At 70.2% G+C, this 20,985-nt stretch carries 19 protein-coding genes; 9 read left to right on the plus strand and 10 right to left on the minus strand.

Annotated features, from left to right (window positions below; translation table 11 throughout):
* Window positions 1-71: 71 nt before the first annotated feature.
* Together ABZ939_RS12260 and ABZ939_RS12265 are read right to left on the minus strand one after the other, a co-directional pair.
* Window positions 72-3,608, minus strand: coding sequence for a hypothetical protein (locus ABZ939_RS12260; protein WP_361852346.1), 3,537 nt, complete (start codon window positions 3,606-3,608; stop codon window positions 72-74).
* A gap of 124 nt (window positions 3,609-3,732) precedes the next feature.
* Window positions 3,733-4,695 (minus strand): hypothetical protein, encoded by a 963-nt coding sequence (locus ABZ939_RS12265; protein WP_361852349.1) that lies wholly within the window; start codon window positions 4,693-4,695, stop codon window positions 3,733-3,735.
* 234 nt (window positions 4,696-4,929) lie between these two features.
* On the opposite strand from ABZ939_RS12265, the gene ABZ939_RS12270 reads away from it, so the two are divergent.
* Entirely contained in the window at window positions 4,930-5,910 is a 981-nt protein-coding gene (locus tag ABZ939_RS12270; RefSeq protein WP_361852352.1) for a winged helix-turn-helix domain-containing protein, read from the plus strand.
* A gap of 197 nt (window positions 5,911-6,107) precedes the next feature.
* Here the strand turns inward: ABZ939_RS12270 and ABZ939_RS12275 are convergent, their stop codons facing one another.
* The gene (locus tag ABZ939_RS12275) at window positions 6,108-7,910 is read right to left on the minus strand and encodes a protein kinase (protein WP_361852355.1); all 1,803 of its coding nucleotides are present in this window, start codon (window positions 7,908-7,910) and stop codon (window positions 6,108-6,110) included.
* 208 nt (window positions 7,911-8,118) lie between these two features.
* Window positions 8,119-8,544, minus strand: a complete 426-nt coding sequence (locus tag ABZ939_RS12280) for a hypothetical protein (protein ID WP_361852358.1) — start codon at window positions 8,542-8,544, stop codon at window positions 8,119-8,121.
* A gap of 278 nt (window positions 8,545-8,822) precedes the next feature.
* Here ABZ939_RS12280 and ABZ939_RS12285 point away from each other — a divergent pair, with 278 nt between their 5' ends.
* The 4 genes from ABZ939_RS12285 to ABZ939_RS12300 all read left to right on the plus strand — a co-directional run bounded on the left by ABZ939_RS12285 (window position 8,823) and on the right by ABZ939_RS12300 (window position 11,811).
* Entirely contained in the window at window positions 8,823-9,707 is an 885-nt protein-coding gene (locus ABZ939_RS12285; protein WP_361852361.1) for a hypothetical protein, read from the plus strand.
* 241 nt (window positions 9,708-9,948) lie between these two features.
* Entirely contained in the window at window positions 9,949-10,437 is a 489-nt protein-coding gene (locus tag ABZ939_RS12290; protein WP_361852364.1) for a hypothetical protein, read from the plus strand.
* Between the two features lie 80 nt (window positions 10,438-10,517).
* Window positions 10,518-11,048, plus strand: a complete 531-nt coding sequence (locus tag ABZ939_RS12295; protein WP_361852621.1) for an AAA family ATPase — start codon at window positions 10,518-10,520, stop codon at window positions 11,046-11,048.
* Between the two features lie 109 nt (window positions 11,049-11,157).
* Window positions 11,158-11,811, plus strand: coding sequence for a hypothetical protein (locus ABZ939_RS12300; protein WP_361852365.1), 654 nt, complete (start codon window positions 11,158-11,160; stop codon window positions 11,809-11,811).
* A 126-nt stretch (window positions 11,812-11,937) separates the two neighbouring features.
* Here ABZ939_RS12300 and ABZ939_RS12305 read toward each other — a convergent pair whose 3' ends face one another.
* Window positions 11,938-12,822: a hypothetical protein gene (locus ABZ939_RS12305; protein ID WP_361852368.1), complete on the minus strand. Its 885-nt coding sequence runs from the start codon at window positions 12,820-12,822 to the stop codon at window positions 11,938-11,940.
* 41 nt (window positions 12,823-12,863) lie between these two features.
* Between ABZ939_RS12305 and ABZ939_RS12310 the strand changes: the two genes are divergently transcribed.
* Window positions 12,864-13,016, plus strand: a complete 153-nt coding sequence (locus tag ABZ939_RS12310; protein ID WP_361852370.1) for a hypothetical protein — start codon at window positions 12,864-12,866, stop codon at window positions 13,014-13,016.
* A gap of 212 nt (window positions 13,017-13,228) precedes the next feature.
* On the opposite strand, the gene ABZ939_RS12315 is transcribed toward ABZ939_RS12310, so the two are convergent.
* The gene (locus tag ABZ939_RS12315; RefSeq protein WP_361852373.1) at window positions 13,229-14,200 is read right to left on the minus strand and encodes a WYL domain-containing protein; all 972 of its coding nucleotides are present in this window, start codon (window positions 14,198-14,200) and stop codon (window positions 13,229-13,231) included.
* A gap of 136 nt (window positions 14,201-14,336) precedes the next feature.
* Between ABZ939_RS12315 and ABZ939_RS12320 the strand changes: the two genes are divergently transcribed.
* Window positions 14,337-14,732, plus strand: a complete 396-nt coding sequence (locus ABZ939_RS12320) for a RidA family protein (RefSeq protein ID WP_361852623.1) — start codon at window positions 14,337-14,339, stop codon at window positions 14,730-14,732.
* A 440-nt stretch (window positions 14,733-15,172) separates the two neighbouring features.
* Here the strand turns inward: ABZ939_RS12320 and ABZ939_RS12325 are convergent, their stop codons facing one another.
* From ABZ939_RS12325 to ABZ939_RS12340, 4 genes are all read right to left on the minus strand, one after another.
* A complete protein-coding gene (locus ABZ939_RS12325) occupies window positions 15,173-15,913 on the minus strand; it encodes a VOC family protein (protein WP_361852375.1) in 741 nt (246 codons plus the stop codon).
* A gap of 116 nt (window positions 15,914-16,029) precedes the next feature.
* Window positions 16,030-16,961 (minus strand): IS5 family transposase gene (locus ABZ939_RS12330; protein ID WP_361852378.1). Its coding sequence is split into 2 segments (ribosomal slippage): window positions 16,030-16,626 and window positions 16,629-16,961, totalling 930 coding nucleotides; the frame shifts between segments, so codons are not numbered across the junction.
* 620 nt (window positions 16,962-17,581) lie between these two features.
* The gene (locus ABZ939_RS12335) at window positions 17,582-18,091 is read right to left on the minus strand and encodes a hypothetical protein (RefSeq protein WP_361852381.1); all 510 of its coding nucleotides are present in this window, start codon (window positions 18,089-18,091) and stop codon (window positions 17,582-17,584) included.
* 670 nt (window positions 18,092-18,761) lie between these two features.
* Window positions 18,762-19,037, minus strand: a complete 276-nt coding sequence (locus tag ABZ939_RS12340) for a hypothetical protein (RefSeq protein WP_361852384.1) — start codon at window positions 19,035-19,037, stop codon at window positions 18,762-18,764.
* Window positions 19,038-19,333: 296 nt separating this feature from the next.
* Between ABZ939_RS12340 and ABZ939_RS12345 the strand changes: the two genes are divergently transcribed.
* Together ABZ939_RS12345 and ABZ939_RS12350 are read left to right on the plus strand one after the other, a co-directional pair.
* Window positions 19,334-19,741: a YciI family protein gene (locus tag ABZ939_RS12345; protein WP_361852386.1), complete on the plus strand. Its 408-nt coding sequence runs from the start codon at window positions 19,334-19,336 to the stop codon at window positions 19,739-19,741.
* A complete protein-coding gene (locus ABZ939_RS12350; RefSeq protein WP_361852389.1) occupies window positions 19,738-20,883 on the plus strand; it encodes a DUF6596 domain-containing protein in 1,146 nt (381 codons plus the stop codon). Before ABZ939_RS12345 ends, ABZ939_RS12350 begins: the two co-directional genes overlap by 4 nt.
* Window positions 20,884-20,985 lie beyond the last annotated feature (102 nt).

A 20,985-nucleotide genomic window follows, 5' to 3' on the forward strand; every position in this document is an offset into this window, starting at 1 on the left:
CCAGCCGTCAGCCCGCCGCCCGCGGTCCCCCCTTCCCGCGCGCGAGGATTCCTCTCTCGATCACCGTGGGCTCAGCTGCCGCCCAGAACCGTGGCGTACGCCGCCTCCCGGACTTCCAGCTCCGGGTGGCGGCGCAGTTCTACGACCGCCGCGCGGCAGGGCTCCGGCCAGTTCTGGCGGGTTCCGAGGGCCGTGGCGAGGCCGACTGCGAGGAGGCCTTCCACGAGGCCGCCGTTGCTGCTCAAGGCACCGACGGCGGCTATGGCGGCGACGGGGTCGGCAAGTGGATTGCCGCTGCGGTGTACGGCCTCCACATCCTCTGCCACCCGGACCGCGAGGACTGGGCGCCCGTCGATCGCAGCCGTCAGCTCGCGGAGCGAGAGCAGCAGTTCGGGCTCGGCTGCCTCCAGGTCGATCGCTCGTACGAGGAGGGCGATGCGGGTGGCGGTGACTGCCGGTTCGGCCGCCAGACGCCGGGCCAGCACTGCGCACATCCGGTGGTCAAGGAGGTGCGAGCCGATGAGGGAGTGCAGGCGGCGGCGAGCCGGGAGATCCCCATCGCCCGCGCCGCCCTCAGGTTCGCCGGCAGCGATGAGCGCCAGAAGCCGGTCCACGACGTCGTGCAGAAGGCTGCCGGGCTCCACGCCACCGATCGGGTGGGGCAGTTCGGACCGGGCCAGCTCCGTCAGTCCGTAGCGCGCCCGCCAGACTCTCAGTGGCGAGGCGAGGTCGGTGTACACGTCAGCCAGCGCCGTGCCGGCCGCGGGCGTGTACTGCGCCCAGTCGCGGAGGCTGGAAAGGGCTTGGTCCGCCGTCAGTTCGTCGGCGACGGACACTGTTCGGGCGACGAGTTCCCCGTACCGCGACCGATGGGCCGGAGCCAGATCGGCCGGGTTCAGGTCGACGAGCGTGCGCCGGGTGGCATCCGGCCCGTCGGTGGTCGCCGACTCCAGCAGCGCCCACATCTCCTCGTTCGGCAGCAGCTTCGTGGCCAGACCGACGACGGTCGCGTGTACGTCCGGATGGATGCCCGGGGTGCGGCCCACGGTGGACAGCAGCGCGGTGGCGGCGCCCGGAGACAGGTGGCGGGCGGCGAGCCGGGCGGCCGCCTTCCTGACGGTGACCTTCACCCCGCTCTCGCGGGTCAGGACGTCACGGAGCAGGGCCGCGACCAGAGTGGGCCGGGCGTGGGCGGCGGCGCGGGCGGCGGCGGACCAAGCGGCCGCGGCCCGGTCGTCGCCGGCGTGGTCGAGCAGGGCGCCGAGGGCCGAAGCCGGGTCGTCCGTATGGGCGGCCGCGTCCAGAGCCGCTGCAGCCAGAGCCGCTGCGGTCGGAGCGGACTCGGCATGCGGGCCACCGCCAGGGGCCCAGGACCCCGCCGTCTCCTCGGGGCCGGATACGGCCGGCACGGAGGCGGTGTACCGCTGGAGCAGAACCCTCCCGTGCTCCGGCACCGGGGCCACCGCACGGAGCAGCGCGGCACGTTCGTCGAGACCCCTGCCGGGATCGGCGATGACAGCTGCGGCGAGCCGGACCGCGGCCTCCTGCTGCCTTGGCAGCCACCGGTCGGCGTACCGGAACGGGGGCAGCGGCCGGGGAGTGCCGGCCGCGGGGAACCGGCCGACCGGGAGGGGGAGTTCCACCAGGGCGCGGTCCAGCAGGTCGGTGCGCTCCGCGGCGAGTACTGCGAGCACCTGAGGCAGGAAGACCGCAGACGGCTCCCGCGCCAGCAACTCGGCCACGCGGTCGCCGCGGGTCGCGGGGTCGGCAAGCCAGGCCGCGGCGACCTCGCCGAAGACCCCGTCCGGGCAGGTGCGCAGGGCCTGCTCGAGGCGGTCCTGGAGTTCCGGGATCCGGTGCGCGCGGGGTCCGCAGGACCTGATCAGCGCGAGCAGGGGCACGAAGTCGCCGCAGGCGGCGGCCCGGTCCAGCCACGGGCCGAGTGCGTCGAGCACGGCGCGTACGCCGCTGCCGCGCAGGATGTTGTCCAAACGGCCGAGGTCCACCGTTCCGGTGTGAGCGGTCAGCGCCTCTATGAGGCGTACGGCAGTCCGCAGGGCGGTGGCACCGACGGCGTCGGCAGATGCGTCCTTGGTGGCCGCGCCGCCGGCTGCGGCTCCTTCCACGGCACTGGCGAGCAGGGTCACGGCCAAGGTTCGGATCGTGTCGCGGGTCCAGGACGAACAGTCCCTGGCCCCAAGGGCGTCCAGGCACAGCCGTTCCAGGGATTCGGCCCCGGTGCGGCCCACGGCGGACGCGCCGACCCCGAGGGCTGCCACGAACAGCGGTGTCGGCAGGTCGGAGAAGGCGGACAGGGCTTCCTGGCGTACGGGGTCACGCTCGTTGGTCAGTCGGCCGACGGCCAGGGCGAGGACCTCCGCGACCTGTTCCGGATCACGGGTGTGGCCTGCGTTGGCGGCCAGCCGGTCCCAGATCGTTCCGCGATCCTCGGCGTCACCGGTACCGAGGGCGGCCAGCAGTTCGGGGCGGGCCTCGGTGGGCGGCAGCAGGGCGAGCAGGTGCCAGAGGTCCCAGTCCGGGCGGGTTTCGGCGCGCAGTTTCTCGATCGCGGCACGGGCCCGGGCGTGCCGCTCGGCGGGCGGCAGCTGGGCGAGCACCCCTTCGTGCGCGCGGACATTCATGCGCGGATCGCCCGCGGCGACGACGGCATCGACGAAACCGGGTCGGCGGGCCGGCGGCACCGAACGCAGCAGAATGCCGAAAGCCTCCCGGTGGAACCACCGGGCCCCGAGCTTGGGCAGGGATGGCGGATCCGCCGCCACCAGCTGCCGCATGACCGCCCGGCCGGGTGTCCGTTCCCACCGCGCGGCCGTCCGGCGGGGGTCGGCGAGCCAGCGCGCGACGCGCTCGGCGTCCACCGCGACGAGCTCGCCCAGCCGGTCGTGCACGGGGCCGGGGAGGTTGTCAGGGCCGTACCGCTCCAGCAGGTCCACCACGCGCCCCGGCGCGGCGGGCAGCGCGGCGGTGATTCCGGCGGCGTGCTGCCTCCACCAGCGATCGCGCAACTGCTCGGGCAGGCCGCCGAGTTCCCGCTCCGCGTGGTCGAGGACAGCGACGGGATGGCGAACGGCCAGCGTGCTCCAGTCCTCGAACGCGAGCGCTCCGGCGAGTTCGGGCAGCAGCCGCGCGGTGAACTCGGTCGAGCAGCCCGGTAGCAGCCGCGCCGCGTCCTGGTCGCCGTACTCGGTGCGTACCCGAAGCGCCAGCCGCTCGGCGAGTGCGGGCCGCCGCCCGTCGCGCAGCAGCCGTGCGAGGTCAGCGCGGACGACTGCGGGCGCGTCGTCGTAAGCGGCCTCGACAGCGGCGTCCGGGACGGGCATGCGCCGGGCGCCGCGCAGCGCGTACCGGCGGACCACCGGGTCCGGGTCGCCGAGCCGAGCCACCAGGTGACCCAGGTCCCCGGCTGTCAGGGCCGCCAGCGCGGCGAGGCGGCGCTCGTACGGGCCGAGCACATCCAGAGCGGTGAGCAGAGGCCGTAGCCTGCCGTCGGCGGCGAGCCGGTGAGCGGTGACGGCGGTGTACCGGAGCCGGGAGGCGTGCGGCAGGGGTTCGAGGGCGGCGAGCAGCTGGTCGGCGGTGGAGATCATCGCGGGCATTGTGCCTGATGGCGTGACTTCGCCCCCACCGAATATTGGGACCGGCCGCACGGACGACGCTCCGCTCCATCGATGAGGGGGCGGCCGCCTGGGCGTCGGGCACGCCACCGCGTCGTCAAGGGGTGACGCACGTCGGGTCGTCGATGGCGCTCACGGTGTACGGCGGGCGGCCCGGCGGCTGGTTCAGCTGGCTGTTGACCACGTAGAGGCGGCAGCCGTGGCGCGCGAGGGTGGTCGGCAGGTCGAAGGGCTCGCCGGTGATGCGGTGCGTGACCGCGCCCGTCCGCAGGTCGGCGTCCAGTTCGGCGATGTAGACGCCGTGCGGGGCACCGTAGTTCAGCACGGCGTAGAGCGTCCGGCCGCGCAGGACCATGCCGTCGGGGCCGAAGGACTGCTCGCCGAGGCGGAGTTGCTCGACCTCCTTGTCGGCCGTGCCGATCCGCCACACCGCCTCGGTCCCGTTGGACGCCACCAGGAGGGCGGTGCCGTCCTCGTTCGCCACGATGCCGTTCAACAGCCAGTACTGTGCCGGGAACTGCGGGAACGCGCCGCGGATGTCGAGCCAGGGTTCCAGCGGACCAAGAGCGCCGCCGGCCCGGATCTCCGCCCGGTGGATGACAGGATTGGCCCAGTCGGTCACGTACACCGCGTCCTTCGTCACGACGAGGTCGTTGAGATGGGGCGCGCCGAGGGGCCCGCTGCGGGCGGTACGGGTGGCCAGCAGCCGGCCATGGCGGTCGTGGACGGTCAGCTCCGCGCCGCCCACCGAGTGGACACGCCCTCTCCGATCGGTGTGTACGCCCAGAGAACTCGGGCGGTCCTCAAGGCCGCGCGCGGGGAAGGGCCGCAGGGCCGGGTCGGCGATGTGGCCGCGGTACAGGGCGCCGGTGCCGTCGGAGGACACGTACATCGTGCCGTCCCGGGCGATGGTGATCCCCTCGGGCAGCACACCGGGTTCCCGGGAGACGACGTAGGTGTCGGGCAGTTCCCGGGCTGCGGCCGAGCCGGGCGCCCCGCCGAGGGAGGTGAGCAGGATCGCGGCGGCGAGGCAGGCGGTGCGGACATGATTGCGGCGCATCGAGGCGACCTCCGGTGAGGTGGGCCGATCGGCTGGGCGGCCGATCGGCTGGGCTGATCGGTTTGGCGGAATGGCTGGACGGATCGGCTAGGCGGAATGGCTGGGCGGAATGGCTGGACGGATCGGCTGGGCGGATCGGCTGGGCGGACACCCGGAGCCTGGCCTGTCGTTCCGCGCAACGCACTGCCTTTCACCCCTGTGCGAAAGGGTCCGACGGGCCGATAATCGGTCGGCGTGATCCGCTTACACTTCAGCGCCGCCGACCTGCGACAGATCACCGTCGCTCCGGCGGCCAACGCGCTCTCGGAGACCGCCTTGAGCCTGCGCCTGCGCCACGCACACGGCGGTCGCGGCACCGGCAGGTTGCGCCCCGCCGTCGAGCGTTGGCACCGCTCCCCGCACGGGGGCGCGACCGCGCGGGCGGGCGTCCTCGCCGAACTGGTCACCGAGCAGGGCTTCGTACCGGACTTCCTCCTGCAGCCGGCGGCGCACGACTTCGACGACGCGCTCGACCTGGTCGCCTCGACACCCGCGGCGCGGTTGGCGATCGATCTCGGGATCCCGGACGCCTCCGGCTGGAACGGCGGCCTGGCCAACCCCGGCACGTGGGCGCACGAGCTCGCCCAGGGATCACCGGCCGCGCGGCACGCCCTGGTGAGTGACGCACGGCGCTACTTCGCCTCGTCGATCGGTCCGTTGTGGCCGAGGATTCGCAGCGACGCCATGACCGATCGCGCGTTGCGGGCCGAGATGCTGCTGCGCGGGGGTGTCGACGCCTTGCTGACCACCCTGGGGACGACGTGGCGTTGGCAGCCGCCCACACTGCACCTGCCCTCGCCGTCCACGTACGACATTCCGCTGTGCGGCCGTGGGCTGCTGCTCGTGCCCTCGTGGTTCGCCACCGGTCCCATGGTGATGTACCGCCCCGAGGCGGCGACCGTCCTCGTCTACCCCATGTGCCACAGCGAAGGGGCGGACGAGCGCCCGGAGGCTCTTGGGGCGTTGCTCGGCCGCACCCGGGCGAAGGTCCTCACGCTGCTGCGCACCCCGTCCACCACCACGGCCCTCGCCGAACGAGCGGGCGTCTCCCTCGCCGCGGCCAGCCAGCATGCGGGCGTCCTGCGTGGCGCGGGGCTGATCGACACCGTACGGACCGGTACCGCTGTGCTCCACAGTCTCACGCCGCTGGGACACTCCCTGCTGGCTGGGGCCTGAGCGGGGAGCGCCGGGCTTCTCGACCGAGCGGAGCGGGTCGCATGGACGGCATGGACGGTGGTGCTTCGGCAAGCACCACCTTCGACCCGTACCTCCACCCGGACGAGGAAGGGGCGCGCCTCAACGGTGAGGGCGGTCCTTCCCCTGCGGTCCCCCCGGCGGCAGGCCGCGTGCAGCGTGCGGCATGCGCCGTCCGGTCAGCTGTCGGCCGGCATCACGCGGGTCACCTTGCCCTTGCGATCGGCGTCGAGGTAGCCGGAGTCGTACTCGTCGCCGATATAGACCGCGATGCCGGCCTCCCTGTCGAACAGGTCGTTGGGCTGCCTGATCAGCAAGTAACGCGTCGTCGGCTCCTTGACGTTGAGTTCCTTCTCCGCCCGGGCGATCAGGGCGGGCAGCACGTCCCAGTCGTAGGTGTCCAGGCCGACCGGGAGATCGCCTCCCATCAGCGTGCCCTTCATCGAGGTCTGACTGACGCCTTCGCCGACCCGATACGAATAGCTCTCGTAGCGGGTCTTACTGCCCTTGACCATCATCTCCGCCGACACGTACTCGGGGTACACGACGAAGCGGCCCACCTGGTCGGTGCCCGCGGCCGCCTTCAGCTCCTTCACGGCCACCCGGATGCCGTCCGGGGTCAGGAGGTTCACCTTGGCCGTGGTCTTCGCGGGGCCGGGCGCGGGGGTACGCGAACCGCTGGACGCGGAGGCGGAGGCCGAGGTGGAGGCGGTGGGGGAGGACGGGCGCTCGCCGGAGGCGCTGTCCTTCTTCTCGTCGTCCGGCAGCAGGGACCACGCCAGGACTCCGGCGAGCACGGTGGCGACGGCGGACGAGGCGATCGCGGCTCGTCTTCCCGCCCGGGAGGAGCGGGCGGGCGGAGAGGCAGTGGGGCGGGTGGAGCCCCCGGGATACGGGGTGTGCGGGGGAGACGAAGCGCCGAAGCTCGGTGGCGGTCCCGGAACCTTGAACGGCGCACCCACCGGCCCCGGGGTGGGTAGCCCGGAAATGGGCGGTCCGAAACCGGCGGGCGTGTCCGCCGGGACTGCCGGGTCCGCGGCCGGGGCCGGCGCGGGTGCCAGCCGATAGGAGGTTGCCTCGCCGGTGGGGCCCGGTGCCTGGCTCGCCTCGGCGATGGAGCTCGGCGCCTGGTTCGCCTCGGCGTTCGGCGCGACCTGGGCGAGCATGCGGTCGAAGGTCTCGGGATCCGGGCGGGCGGCAGGGTCCTTGACGAGCACGGCGTTCAGGGCGCCGGTCAGCGGGCCCGCGTGGCGGGGAGGGGGCAGCTCTTCGGTGAGAACGGCCGCCAGGGTGGCGAGCGTGGTGCCTCTGCGCAGCGGGTGGTGGCCCTCGACGGCGACGTACAGCATCATCGCGAGCGACCACACGTCGGCGTCCGGCCCGCCGTCGCCGCCGGAGATGCGCTCGGGCGCCATGTAGTCGGGCGTGCCGATGAGGGACCCGGTGGCGGTGAGTGCCGTGGATTCCCTGATGGAGGCGATCCCGAAGTCGGTCAGGACGGGACGGCCGTCGGGCCGCAGCAGTACGTTGGCGGGCTTCACGTCCCGGTGCTGGATGCCCACATCGTGCGCGGCGCGCAGGGCGGCCAGCACCTCGCGCCCGATCCTCGCGGCGTCCGCGGGCGTCAGCGGCCCTTGCCCGAGTCGGTCCTGGAGCGAGCCGCCGGTCACCAGTTCCATGACCAGCCACGGGTAGGCGTGTTCGGCGCCGTCCACGACGTGGTGGATCGTCACCACGTTGGGGTGCTCGACCCGGGCGAGGGCCCGTGCCTCCCGGAGCACCCGGGCGCGCAGCATCGCCGCTGCCTGCGGGTCGGATTCGGCCAGCCCCGGATCGGGCGGCCGTACCTCCTTGAGAGCCACGGCCCGGTCGAGGACCAGGTCACGTGCCCGCCACACCTTGCCCATACCGCCGCCGCCGAGTGGCGCTTCCAGTTCGAAGCGCCCGTCGATGACCCGTCTGCCAGATTCTCCGTCGTTCACGGGCGGAAGCCTACGAGGTTGCGCGGACATCCCCGACACGGACCGCCCCGAGCCCCGCCGCCCGCGCCTCAGTTGTTGTCGTGGCCTGATCGAGGTCGGGCACCAGCCCGGTGTGCCGGGGGTGTGCCCACTACAGCGGCAACCTCGCGTGGCGGAGGCCTGCAACATCGCCGCCGCCGTCAACCCACCCCAGCAGCGTCGCGGGAGGTCAGATGGGCGCCGGAGTAAGGGTGGTGGCGACGGAGCGCTTGCGAAGTCCGTCTGCCAGGTGCGTCATCTCCACGAAGGTGCCGACCAGGCCGGCTCCTCTCAGGCCGGCGGCCGTTAGACGGGCTTCGTCCAAAGACAAGCCGCGCATCTCGCGCAGGGCTCGCATCACGGGGACAACGCTGGCCTCCTCGGCCGCCAGGCGAAGGAGAGCGGCCCCGTGCTCAGCCAGCAATGCCTGCCTGATCTCTTCGGGAGCTGGGGCTACGCCCATCTCGCACCACGCGTTTGGGCAACCGTGACACCGTCCTTCGACGCCCCAGCGCAGCTGTCCCCGGTCGATGAACTGACCGACGTCTCGGACCAGTACCCCACCACAGGCCGCGCACGGCGAGGTGACCTTCACTCCCTGGGTGGCGGTGACCATCCGTCGTCTCTCCCTGCGATGTCGATCTGCCTGATCTTGCCGCAGGCACTGAAGCATGGCGACTGCGTGACCCGCAGATCACTAATGGGCGGCCGGCACGTCGCCGACGGGCAGCATGCAGTGCAGCGGGAAGCAGGGGCGGGACCCTCCGACTGTCAGTGGCGGCGGCTAGGGTCGACGGCGTACGACCACCAGTAGCGGGCGACCCCATGCCGTCAGGGCGCACGCAGCAGGGCGCCGCTCAGGCCTGGCCGACCAGGCCCAGGGATCTGGCGCCGATGCCTTTCGAGGTCGAGGCGGTCTTTCCGGAGCTGGCCGGGACGGCCCGCGAGGTCACCCTCCTCTACCCCCGAGCAGGGCAGCCGGGCCCGGGGGACAGTTCCATCGGTGGGCCGCTGCTGTGGCCGGCCGACGAGCCCTGGCCGATGTGCACCGAACCGGACCACTACAAGCCGCTCGGCGCGCCCGTCTGGCCCAAGCCGGTCGCGATGGTCCCGGTAGTACAGCTGTACGCTCGGGATGTGCCCGGCCTCGTCTTCCCCGCCGGCACCGACCTGTTGCAGATCCTGTGGTGTCCGCTGGTGCACGAGGACGACCAGTATGCGGCCAACCCCCGGCTGCGCTGGCGCAGCGCGGCGCTGACGGCCGCCGGTGCCACTGCCGTGGAAGCGCCCCTGCCGCACACGGTGGAGGAGGACTACCTGCCGCGCCCGTGCACGCTGTCCCCCACTCAGGCTGTGGAGTACCCGAACTGGGACCTGCCGGAAGGACTCGGCGAGCTGCTCGACGAGCGGTTCGAGGTCCTGCGGGAGGAACGGGGCTACGACTACTTCGAGGTCGCCACCACGCAGCAGAGCAAGGTCGGCGGTTACCCGGGGTGGACACAGCAGCCCGATTGGCCCGAGTGCGAGGGCTGCGGCACCCGCATGGAACACCTGCTGAGCGTCACCGCGACAGAACCGGGCATGGGTCGTTGGCTTCCCCTGGACGACCGGGACCCACGCCAGGACGGGGCCGCGACCCCGTCCTGGAAAGCCGAGGCCAATCCCGCCACCTTCGATGCTTTCGGGCACGACATGTGCCTGGGCGACCTTGGCGGAATGTACTTCTTCGTCTGCCGCACCTGCCCCGACACCCCGTACACCCACCGCTACGACTGCTGAACCCCCGCCCTGCCTGGTCGGCTCGCGCAGGCAGCGATGTGGCGGGGGCCGGTTCCATGACCGGCAGTAAGGGATTGCCGTCCAGCCGCTCCACCTTCTGACCGACATTCGTGGGCCCGTGCCGGAACCCCCGTCACCACCCGCCGACATGCGTTCCGGCATCTCACCTACGTGGCCATACGGCTGTCGCTCTGGACGTCCGCGACGGTCGTCTGCTCTCCTTGACCTCGGGGGTGCATTCATGACGCATGAGACGCACGGACAGCAGCCAAGCGGCATGAACTCCGGTGGTGAGGGCTCCGACTACTATCCGGCGCCCCGGGAGTGGGATCGCGACGGCGTCACGTTCCACGGCGGCAGTGCCAATACCGGAATCGTCGAAACTGCCGCGCTGACTCTCGGCGCGGGCGTCGGCTGGGTGACTGTCACGTTGATCCAAGAAGTTCTGCAGCGTGCCGCCAGCGACTCGTACGACGAATTCCGCGCGTTCCTCACGTCGCTCCGTAGCCGCGTGGGGAAGCGCGACGCAGCGACGGATACCGCTCACCTGGACCTCATCGTCGTGCGGAGCGATGACGGGCGGTGGGAACTTCACCTGCCCGGCAACCTTCCCGAGGCGGCGCACGTGGCCCTCGTCCGCGATTTCGACGCGGTCGTACGGGACGCCGGGGGCGCCACTCCCTTCCGCATTGTGTGGGACGAGGACGAACAGAAGTGGGTCAGAGGCTGATCAGCGGCCTGACCTGGAGTTGCAGCTCGATATTCACCCAGACAGAGTGAGTGGCCACCGGTAGTCTCACTTGGGTGAACGTGGGTACCGAGAACACGAGGCTGGTGTTCCTGCGTGGCAACAGTGCTTCGGGTAAGTCGTCTGTTGCAGCCGGCCTCCGTGGCCGTTTCGGGCGTGGCCTGGCTCTGGTGGGTCAGGACAATCTGCGCCGGATCGTGCTGCGAGAGAGGGATCGGCCCGGCGCGGCGAACATCGGCCTGATCGACCTGACAGCCCGCTACGCCCTCGATGCCGGGTACCACGTGGTCGTCGAAGGAATCCTCTACGCCGAACACTACGGCGCCATGCTCGAGCAACTGCGCTCCGACCACCGCGGCCCGACCCACGCCTACTACCTTCATGTGCCGTTCGAGCAGACCCTCGCCCGCCACGCCACCAAGCCGATCGCGAGCGAGGTCAGTGAGCCGCAGCTACGGGACTGGTACAGAGAGCTCGACCTCCTGCCCGGCGGAATCGAGACCGTCATCGGCGCCGACAGCACCCTGACCGAAACGGTCGACCGCATCATGCTCGACACCGGCCTGGCCGGCCTTCCCGCGCTCGAGCACTGAGGGTACGAGGCCGGGGGCTACGTACCGAATGGCTCTCGGCTCGCTCGGCGAGGTTCCCGGCAACAACTCTCCGCCGACGAAGTCTGCCGACGCACCACAACGGAGACCCATGGAACTACCCGTCGTCATACACCGGTCCCGCTTGGGGGCTGATGAGTTCAGAGTCATCCGGCCTGCCCAGCCGTTGACCCGTGCGGTGCTCATCGACCACGACCGACACCTGGACGCCTATCTCGACCAGGACGCCGCACGCAGGATTGCCGGACTGTGGATGCTCGCTGCCCGTTCGCCACGCTCGCTGAGTCACCTGTCCATACGGGCCAACCGCCCACCAGCCCGCGAGGTGCCGGACGATGTCGGCTTCCAGCTCGACCTCGTACTCCTGCATCATTCGCTCCAGTTCGCCCCCTCTCGCTGGAAGCAGGTGCGAGGTCACCTGGGCCCAGGGCATCCCCAGACCGTGAATTTGCCCGAGTCAGAACCTGACGGCAGCGCCACAACCGACTACGCGGCACGTCACTACCGGGAGAACCGCGACCTGTTTCGCCAGCACGTTCATGCCGAGACACTGTTCATGACCGGCAGCGCGAAGGTATTCCGAGAGACGGCGCGACACTTCCTCGACGTCGCCCTCAAGGGACCCCGTTACACCCCAGTCCACCCCAACTACCCGCACTTCTGCACGCAGTTTCACGCAAACGACGGCACCCTCGGCGATGCCCGCGAGATCCACGTCGAATACTGCGACCAGTGGAATGCTTGACACATGCGCGCCGCGTTCCCGCACCAGCCCCCCATGCGTGGCCAGCGCCGCGAGCAGCCGCTCGCGGCGCCTGTCCACCCCCACTGTGCGCACGAGGCGATGGCCCGGGCGGGGCGCGACCGCTGATCAGGGGCTGGTGGGAGCCTTGTTCACCTCGTACAGGTTCCAGGAGTCCGGGTCTCCGACGTACTGGTAGAGCGTGATGCGGCTCTCTGTGCCGCCGACGTTCCAGGGCTCGTACGAGCAGTCCGGGACTGTGACGTCGATCTTTTGGGTCCAGGTGTCCGTTCCGGCGTCCAATGTCCACATGCCCTGGCCCGTGCACTCGACTGCCTCGCCGAGGTCGCCGCTTCCGAGCCGGTGCGCGATCCCGGAAGCCGTCACCCTGCCGTCCGCAGTGAACGTCAGTGTGCCGCCCCGTCCGTCGGACCAGGTGCCGACCAGCACCGCTCGGGTGACCTGCGGCGGCCGGTACTCCTCGATCAGGCCGGTGGAAAGCGCGATGCCGCCGAGGATGCCGGTCGCCACCACCACGGCCGTACCCCACAGTGCCACCGACCGCAGGAGACCCTGCCGCTGCAGCCGGGCGAGCAGTGCGGGCACGACGAGCACCACCGCGGCCGGCAGCCACGCCTTGGCAGCGGTGAGCGGCTCCATGCGGTCGGCCAGTACGGCTACGGCGAGCAGGAGGGACGCGAACCCCGCCGCGACCGGCGGTGCCCACCACCATGTCTCACGACCGCCGAACCGACGCCCCAGCCGATGACTGAGCGACACCGCAGGCAGCACGAGAAAAAGCGCCGTCGCACCTATGACGGCAGGACCGAGCACGACCAGGAACGGCAGGGCGAGTACCAACCCGAGGCCCTGGTTGCCCACGGTGTTGGGCGACTCTTGGGTCTGCTCGTACAGCACCCCTACGACAACGGCCAGCACCGCCTCCTGGAACAGCACCAGCATCGAGACCAACAGCATCCGACTGTCGGGCCATTCGTGTCGTGTCTCCGCCACGGCCACCACCCCCGCAGCGCATCTTGCCAGCCTTGTTGAACATGTTCAACAACCTTCGTCGCTGTCGCCCGGGCGTGCTCCTCGATTCCGACTGCACCACCGCCAAGATCAACGCGCTACTGCGCGCCTGGCCGCAGCGCCAGCTGACGATCCCGGTCGGCGTGCAAAGGTGGGGTTCAGGCGGCAATCAGTGAGGCGCGGGCCCGCCTGATGGCGCGCAGGATTTCGTCTCGGTTCTTCGCTCGCTTGATCCACATCGGAAGGCGAGCCACCAACGTCACCCTCGGTCCGGTGTCGCGTCAAAGAGCAAGCTTCGCCCCTACGCGCAGGGCCAGTAAGGCCCCCGCTCCCAGGTGAGCGCCCCAGAACCTGGTCGGCGAAGGCGCCACCGAGCAATTGGTGCCGACTATGAGTCTCCGTAGCGGGTGGCAATCGCGGCGGCGCGGTTGCGCAGGGAGGTGCGCAACGACTGCGGGGCCAGGGCTTCCGCGTCCGTGCTGAGCTGCCACAGCGCCCATTCGGCGTGTCGAGAGTCCTGGAAAGTCACCTCCAGCCGCAGCCAGCCGTCTGCCTCGGGTTCTTCTGCGCGAACAGCCAGTGCGGTGTCCAGCAGGTCCTCCCGCCGCGCCGGGTTCACCCGTACCAGCACGGTGATGTGGTCGCTGCCGGAGAGGAACTGCGCTGAGCGCTCCCGCCAGATCCGGTCCAGGTCGACCCGGTTTGGTCGCTGTGCCGTTTCGGGGAGTTCCTCGGCGGCCAAGACCCGTGACAGCCGGTACGTGCGGTCCGCGCCAGATCTCGTGGCCAGCAGGTAGCCCCGATCGCGTACGGTGACCAGGCCGATCGGGTCCACCGTGCGCCACTGTGGTGTCTGGCCCGTGGCCGCGTAGTGGATGCGCAGCTTGTGACCGGCGAGCACCGCTCGCCTGACCTCGACCATTGTGGTGTCGGGTACCTCATCGACGACCAGCCGGCGTGAGAGCAAGTCGGTCTCCGGGTCCACGAGGAATCGCTGGGCCGCGTCGCTCGCGGAGGCCCGGTGGCCTTCGGGTAGCGCGTCGACCACCTTCCGCATGGCCGAAGCGAGCGCCGAGCCGAGGCCGAATACCTGCTCGCCGCGCCCCGATCCGGCGGTCAGCACGGCGAGGGCCTCGTCGTGGTTCAGTCCGGTGAGCTCGGTCTGGAATCCGGGCAACAGCGCGAAACCGCCGTGCCTGCCGCGTTCGGCGTAGACCGGGACGCCGGCTGCGGACAGCGCCTCGATGTCGCGCAGCACGGTGCGGGTGGACACCTCCAGCTCGCGGGCCAGCGTGTCCGCTGTCAACCGACCGCGCTGGCGCAGCAGTAGCACCAGTGAGACCAACCGGTCGGCGCGCATACGAGAACTTTAACGGAATACATGACTGAGGGTGTCGTGATTTGTTGCGAGGCTCGTTGACGCGACATCAAGGCCGTCGGCTACCGAGCCGATGGATGTACGTACTCCCGATGAATCGAATGGAGCGGATGTGGCAGTGGAACGAACGGCGATCAACCCGGTGACGTGGTCGGTGGAGATGGGGTTCAACCAGGGTGAGGTCGTCTCCGGGCACACACGGACCCTGTACCTCTCGGGGCAGACCGCGATGAGCAGCGACGGCAAGCCCCAGCATGACGGTGACATGGCGGCGCAGTTGACGCTGAGCATCGACAACCTGGAGGCCGTGCTCGGCGAGGCCGGCATGTCTCTCGCGAACCTCGTCCGGCTCAACGTCTACACGACCGACGTCGATCTGCTGTTCCAGCACTACGGCGTGCTGGCGGCGCGGTTGGGCGCCGCCGAGGTGGCGCCGACCTCCACGCTGCTCGGGGTGACGCGACTGGCGATCCCCGGCCTGATGGTCGAGCTTGAGGGGACCGCCGTCGCCTGACACGACCTCGCCGCCCCTGCTACTTGTGCCGGTCGAACCGGCACGAGTAGCAGGGAGGTTGTTGATTACCTGTGCTCAGCGGGCGCTGAGTCCGTCTCCGGCAGAGGCCACGTCCGGGTTGGGTGAGGAAGCCTTGACGGGTGAGGGGGGCGAGGCGGCTGCGGGTGACGTTCACCGCCGGGTCGGCGGCGGGCATGCCCAGCAGTTCGTGCAGTTCACGGGCGAGGAATGCCTGGCCGGGGTGCTGATGGACGGCCTTCACGAAGGATGTGACCGCGTTCACGACCTCCCGGAGATCACAGGCCCCGGCATCACCGGTCGCCCCTACACGCAAGCTCTCGCCGCCCGAGTCGACCGAGACGTCACAGCCCAACCCGCCCGGGGGCCATGGCGCATGAGCACACAAGGCTCACGTGTCGAGGTGTCGTGCGGACTCCGCGTCAGGACTGGGCAAGGACGCAGAACTCGTGGCCCTCAGGGTCGGCCAGGCACGTCCACGGGACGTCGCCCTGGCCGACGTCGAGGTCGGTGGCGCCGAGGGCCCGCAGCCGGGCCACCTCCGCTTCCTTGTCGTCACCGGGGTACGGCAGCAGGTCAAGATGTACGCGGTCTGGCACGGCCTTCACGTCGGGCGTGCGGACGAACTCGAGATACGGGCCGACACCCTTGGCGGAGCGAAACGCCGCATGTTCGTCAGTCGCCTCGTGCAGGGTCCAGTCCATCGCCTCACCCCAGAAGCGGGCCATGGCCCGCGGATCCGCGCAGTCGACCACCACCGCGGCGATCGGCCCCGTGTCCCGGTAGATCTCCCGAGGCTCCAGCACGCAGAACTCGTTGCCCTCCGGGTCCGCAAGCACCGTCCACGGCACGCTGCCCTGGCCCACGTCGACGGGCGTCGCACCGAGGGCCTGGAGGCGCGCGACCAACTCCTCCTGATGTGCCGCCGAGGTGGTGGCGAGATCGAGGTGCACACGGTTCTTTGTTGTTGTCTTGGGTTCCGGGACGGGAACGATGTCGATGCATACCGCGACCGGGTCCGGCCAAACGAAGTCGCCGACGGGTCCAACGTAGGTGGTCACGCCGGGCCGGAAAACACTCCAGCCGAGCGCCTCCGCCCAGAACTGACCGACCGCCAAGCCATCTAGAGCCTTGATGTTCACCTGAACAGGTCGCAGTGCCATGCCGGCGATTCTATGCGCGCGCTCTGCAACGACACCCGCAGATAGCAGCCGTCGACCAGGGGTCAACGCTCTGACCAACGCAATGGTCAGCCGCCAACTAGGGCCTGTCCGGGCGATCAAGTTCGTAGCCAGATGGCGAGAGCTGCCGCGGTCGCGGTGCCGAGGTAGACGTAGCGACGCTTGTCATAGCGTGTGGCGACCGCCCGGAACTGTTTCAGGCGGTTGATCGACCGCTCGACGGTGTTGCGCTTTCTGTAGCGGCCCTTGTCGAAGCCGGGTGGACGCCCGCCGCGGGACCCTTTGCGTCGGCGGGCGGCCTGGCTGTCGGTCTTCTCCGGGATCGTGTGCCGGATTCCGCGTCGCCTCAGGTATTCGCGGACGAGGCCGTTGCTGTATGCCTTGTCGGCCGCGAGGCTGTCCGGTTTCTTCCGGGGCCTGCCCGGCCCCGGCCGCGGCACGCGGATCTTGTCCAGGACAGGCTTGAACTGGGTGCAGTCCGCTCGTTGGCCTGCGGTGACGATCAGGGACAGCGGGCGGCAGCGGCCGTCCGCGCTCAGGTGGACTTTGCTGGTGAACCCGCCGCGCGACCGACCCAGGCCCTCACTTCCAGCACCACCTCCACCAGACGGGCGACCAGGCTCTGCCACGGCGTTTCGTCCTGGTGTTCCACCTCGTCGGCCCCCTTTGACACGGGTGCCAGCGGCGGGTCGGTGCGGGCGCCGGCCGCGTGCTGATGCGCGCGGACGATGGTGGAGTCGACCGAGATGTCCCAGTCGATCTCGCCCGCCGCGTCGGCTGCGGCCTGAACCTGCTGAAGCAGTCGTTCCCAGGTGCCGTCGGCGGACCAGAGCCGGTGGCGTTCATAGACGGTTTCCCACGGGCCGAACCGTTCGGGCAGGTCACGCCACTGAACCCCGGTTCGCACCCGGTGCAGAATCCCGTCGATCACCTGCCGGTGATCACGCCACCGGCCACAACGCCGGTTGCTGACCGGCAGGAACGGCCGCAGTCGTTCCCACTCGGCATCCGTCAGATCACCCCGCCCCATGTCGGCACTAACGCCCTGGCGGCGAAGCAGTCACTCGGTCGGACTCCCGGGTACCGAGACATGCCAGAATCGGCGGATGGTGCTTGTAGGAGAGTTCTTCCTTGCTGGAGACGATGAGTCAGCAGTGCGGGTAGGACCGCGCAGGAGTCATGATTTTCCTGCCGTGCCGTGTGACGGCATCTATCCGGATGACGCAGTTCCGAGGTGGGAAGCTCTGTTGACGGGGGCTGAGAGTCCGCTCCGGCACGTGGTGCCTATGGCCAACGATGGCTTCACTGTCTTCGCTGTTCCGCAGACGCTCTCGACGGCCTTGGCCAGTGCAGGAACGGATCAGCTCAGAACTACCGCCCTCACGTGGGCCGAGGCCGTCTCCGAGATGGGCGATGAGATTGGGCCGGGCAGCGCCGTTGACCTCCTTGAGCGTCTGTCAGCTCTAGCCGTGAGTCGTGCTGGGCAAGGCCAGAACCTGTACTGCTGGTACTTCGCGCCCTGACCTCACCCGCTGACATTCCTGTAGTCGTGATCCCAGCCCTCGCTGGGACAGCGTGAGCGCCTTCTCGCCTTGGCGCACCTGGAGTGATCGGCCGGACAGGTCCTAGGACGTCTCTTTCGGATCAGGCTTAGACGGCATCCCACTCTGCTTGCAGCCAGCCGAGTTGGGCCTCGCTGAGCGGAGGCTCAAAACCTGCCGGGAACATGAGCATGAGTGGCTGTGGCCACATGCTTTCGGGCCCGTGTTCTTCGCAGTGCAAAGCCACAAGATGCGAGCCTTCCCCGCACGTCTCGTGCTGGTAGGTGCGGTCATGCGCCTGGCAGAAGTACCAGAACGTCGTGCAGTCGTCCTCGTCGGTCGGCTCATGGAAACCGGGGTCGCGGACGATCAGTGTCACCGGTTCCTGGCGGTTCAACCGGGGGATGGGCCGAGGATCGCACCACAGCAGTCGATGAGGAAGCACGCGATCATTCTGCAGCTGTGCCAGGTCGTGCTGGACGGCCGGGCTGGACGGGACCCAAATGAGCCGGCCGACGGCACCATCCCGCAGGACGACACCCCCACGCTGCTGCGCGAACGCGCCGACCCAGGCCCGCTGGATCGCGGTGATCAAGGGGAACCAGCCGCTGCTGCGCAAGTACCTGAAGCGACTGCCCTGGCGGGAGTGCCGCTGATGGACGAGACCCGCGCCACCGCGCATGGCCGCGACGAGATCCGCCGCGTCAAGACGGCCACCGGCGCCCGCGGACGCGGCTTCTCACACGCGGTCCAGGCCGTGCAGATCGTGCGACGCTGCCGCGTCATCGGCACGGGCAAAGCCACCCTCGAACGCGTCTACGCGATCGTCGACCTGGCAGCGGAGCACACCGACGCCCAGTGTTCGCGCACCGCGTCCGCGAACACTGGGCGTCGAGAACAAGATCCACCACGTCCGCGAGACCACCTTGGCCAAGGAGGCCCCACCCGTTCGCACCGGGACCGCTCCCCGGGCCATGGCCACACTGCGGAACCTGGCCATCGGCGCCTTCCGCCCGACCGGCTGGGGCGACATCGCCGCCAGCCGGCGCAAGCTGACCGCCCTCGGCATCACGTGATCAAACCGGCAGATCCCCTGAACGAGGCCGCCTCGCGCCCTTGTCCGTGGCCACCCCCACACCGGTGCCCAGGCGTGGACGGACAGGGCTGCCGGCCACGAGGGCAACGCTGCGTAGTCGCCCCCCTTGGAGCTCGGCGGGCGAGCCCAGCGAACGGGTCTATCCCGTCACGAGTGTCTGGGGCAGCAGTTGTCTGGCGACCTGGCGGCGTTGTCAGGGGCGCGATCCCCGGGCGAGAGGGATGACGTGGGTCAGGTTGGACTCCGAGAAGCGGTTCTGCCCCAGCGGGCCGGACCGGCTCAGTAGGGAGGACGGCCATCCGGGATGGTCGGCGAGCGGTTCGGCAAGCTGTGCCATGAGCGCGACGAACAGCAGGCCGTAAAAGAGCTCCAGCCAGCCGGCCCGCGTGCCGCCGCCCACCCGCCGCCTCCGCGCGATCAATGCCGCCTGGAGCGGGAGCGTACGAGGCCATCGCGGCGTCTTCCTCATGCTCAGGACCTTCAAGCACACCACTGAGCGGCGGACGGTGGGCCACCCTGCCCGGAGCGGCACACCGTGAGTACTCGTCCGCTTAGACCTACCACCGCAACCGGACATCCTGGCTGGCACTGGCCGACAGAAGGGGTGAGTCGCTGACGAAACGCGACGCGAGCCGGCCGAATCGTGGAAGAAGCTTCGAAGTCCGCCAGAAATCTTCGCGAGCAGATGTCGAGAACGAGCGCGCTGCTCCGTCCCAGGAGCGAACACGGCCACAAAATGGGCTGTACCTCACCAAGGAGAACATCATGGCCAAGTACCTGCTGCTCAAGCACTACCGGGGCGCGCCGGCATCGGTCAACGACGTGCCGATGGACCAGTGGGAGCCGGAGGAGGTTTCAGCCCACCTGCAGTACATGCGTGACTTCGCCGCACGGCTCGAGAGCACCGGCGAGTTCGTCGACAGTCAGGCGCTCTCCCCGGAGGGCACGTTTGTCCGCTACGACGGCGAGGGGCGGCCGCCGGTCACCGACGGCCCGTTCGCGGAGACCAAGGACCTGATCGCCGGCTGGATGGTGATCGACGTCGAGACCTACGAGCGAGCGCTCGAGCTGGCCGGCGAGCTGTCCGCGGCGCCGGGTGCGGGTGGGAAGCCGATCCACGAGTGGCTCGAGGTGCGCCCGTTCTACGGCGAGCAGCCCACGGCCACCGAGTGAACGAGTCGCTGCTCCGGGAGCTGGTGCCCGCGGTGATCGGTGTTCTCGTCCGCCGCGGAGCCGACTTCGCGGCGGCCGAGGACGCCGTTCAGGACGCTCTGGTCGAGGCCGTGCGCGGGTGGCAGGACGACCCGCCGCGGGACCCCAAGGGCTGGCTGGTCACGGTGGCCTGGCGCAAGTTTCTCGACGCCGTCCGCGCCGATACCTCCCGGCGGCGGCGAGAGGAGCTGGTCGAGGCCGAGCCCATGCCCGGCCCGGGTGAGGCCGTGGACGACACGCTTCAGCTGTACTTTCTGTGCGCGCACCCGTCCCTGACACCGGCCTCTGCCGTCGCGCTCACGCTGCGCGCGGTCGGCGGTCTGACCACGCGGCAGATCGCTCAGGCCTACCTCGTGCCGGAGGCGACCATGGCCCAGCGGATCAGCAGGGCCAAGCGGACCGTCTCCGGCGTCCGGTTCGACCAGCCCGGTGACGTCGCCACGGTGCTGCGCGTGCTCTACCTGGTCTTCAACGAGGGCTACTCCGGCGACGTCGACCTCGCCGCCGAGGCGATCCGGCTCACTCGCCAACTGGCGGCCAAAACGAACCATGAGGAGGTCGCGGGGCTGCTGGCGCTCATGCTGCTCCACCACGCCCGGCGCCCGGCACGGACCGGCCCCGACGGCAGGCTCGTGCCGCTTGCCGAGCAGGACCGCAGCCTGTGGAACACCCAACTGATCATCGAGGGCGTCGAGACGCTCCAGTCCGCCCTCGCCCGCGACCGCCTGGGCGAATTCCAGGCCCAGGCGGCCATCGCCGCACTCCACGCCGACGCCCGGACGGCCGAGGAGACGGACTGGGTGCAGATCGTCGAGTGGTACGACGAACTCGTACGCCTCACCGACAGCCCGGTGGCCCGCCTCAACCGGGCGGTCGCGGTGGGCGAGGCCGACGGCCCGCGGGCCGGCCTGGCCGCCCTGGCGGATCTCGACCCGACCCTCCCGCGGTACGCCGCCGTCGCGGCATACCTGCACGAGCGTGATGGTGATCCAGTGACCGCCGCACGGCTCTACGCCCAAGCCGCCCGATCAGCGCCCAACATCCCCGAACGCGACCACCTCACGCGACAGGCGGCCCGGCTCAACGCGCAGCTGCGCAGCTGAGCGGCGAACCCGGCGGTGGTGCCGTCGTGCTACTAGCCGACGATGACCTCAGTACGGATCATGCCGAGGTCACCGCCTCGCGCGGCGGCGGCAAGGACCACG

The sequence above is a fragment of the Streptomyces sp. NPDC046712 genome (assembly GCF_040645695.1).
Lineage (GTDB): Bacteria > Actinomycetota > Actinomycetes > Streptomycetales > Streptomycetaceae > Streptomyces.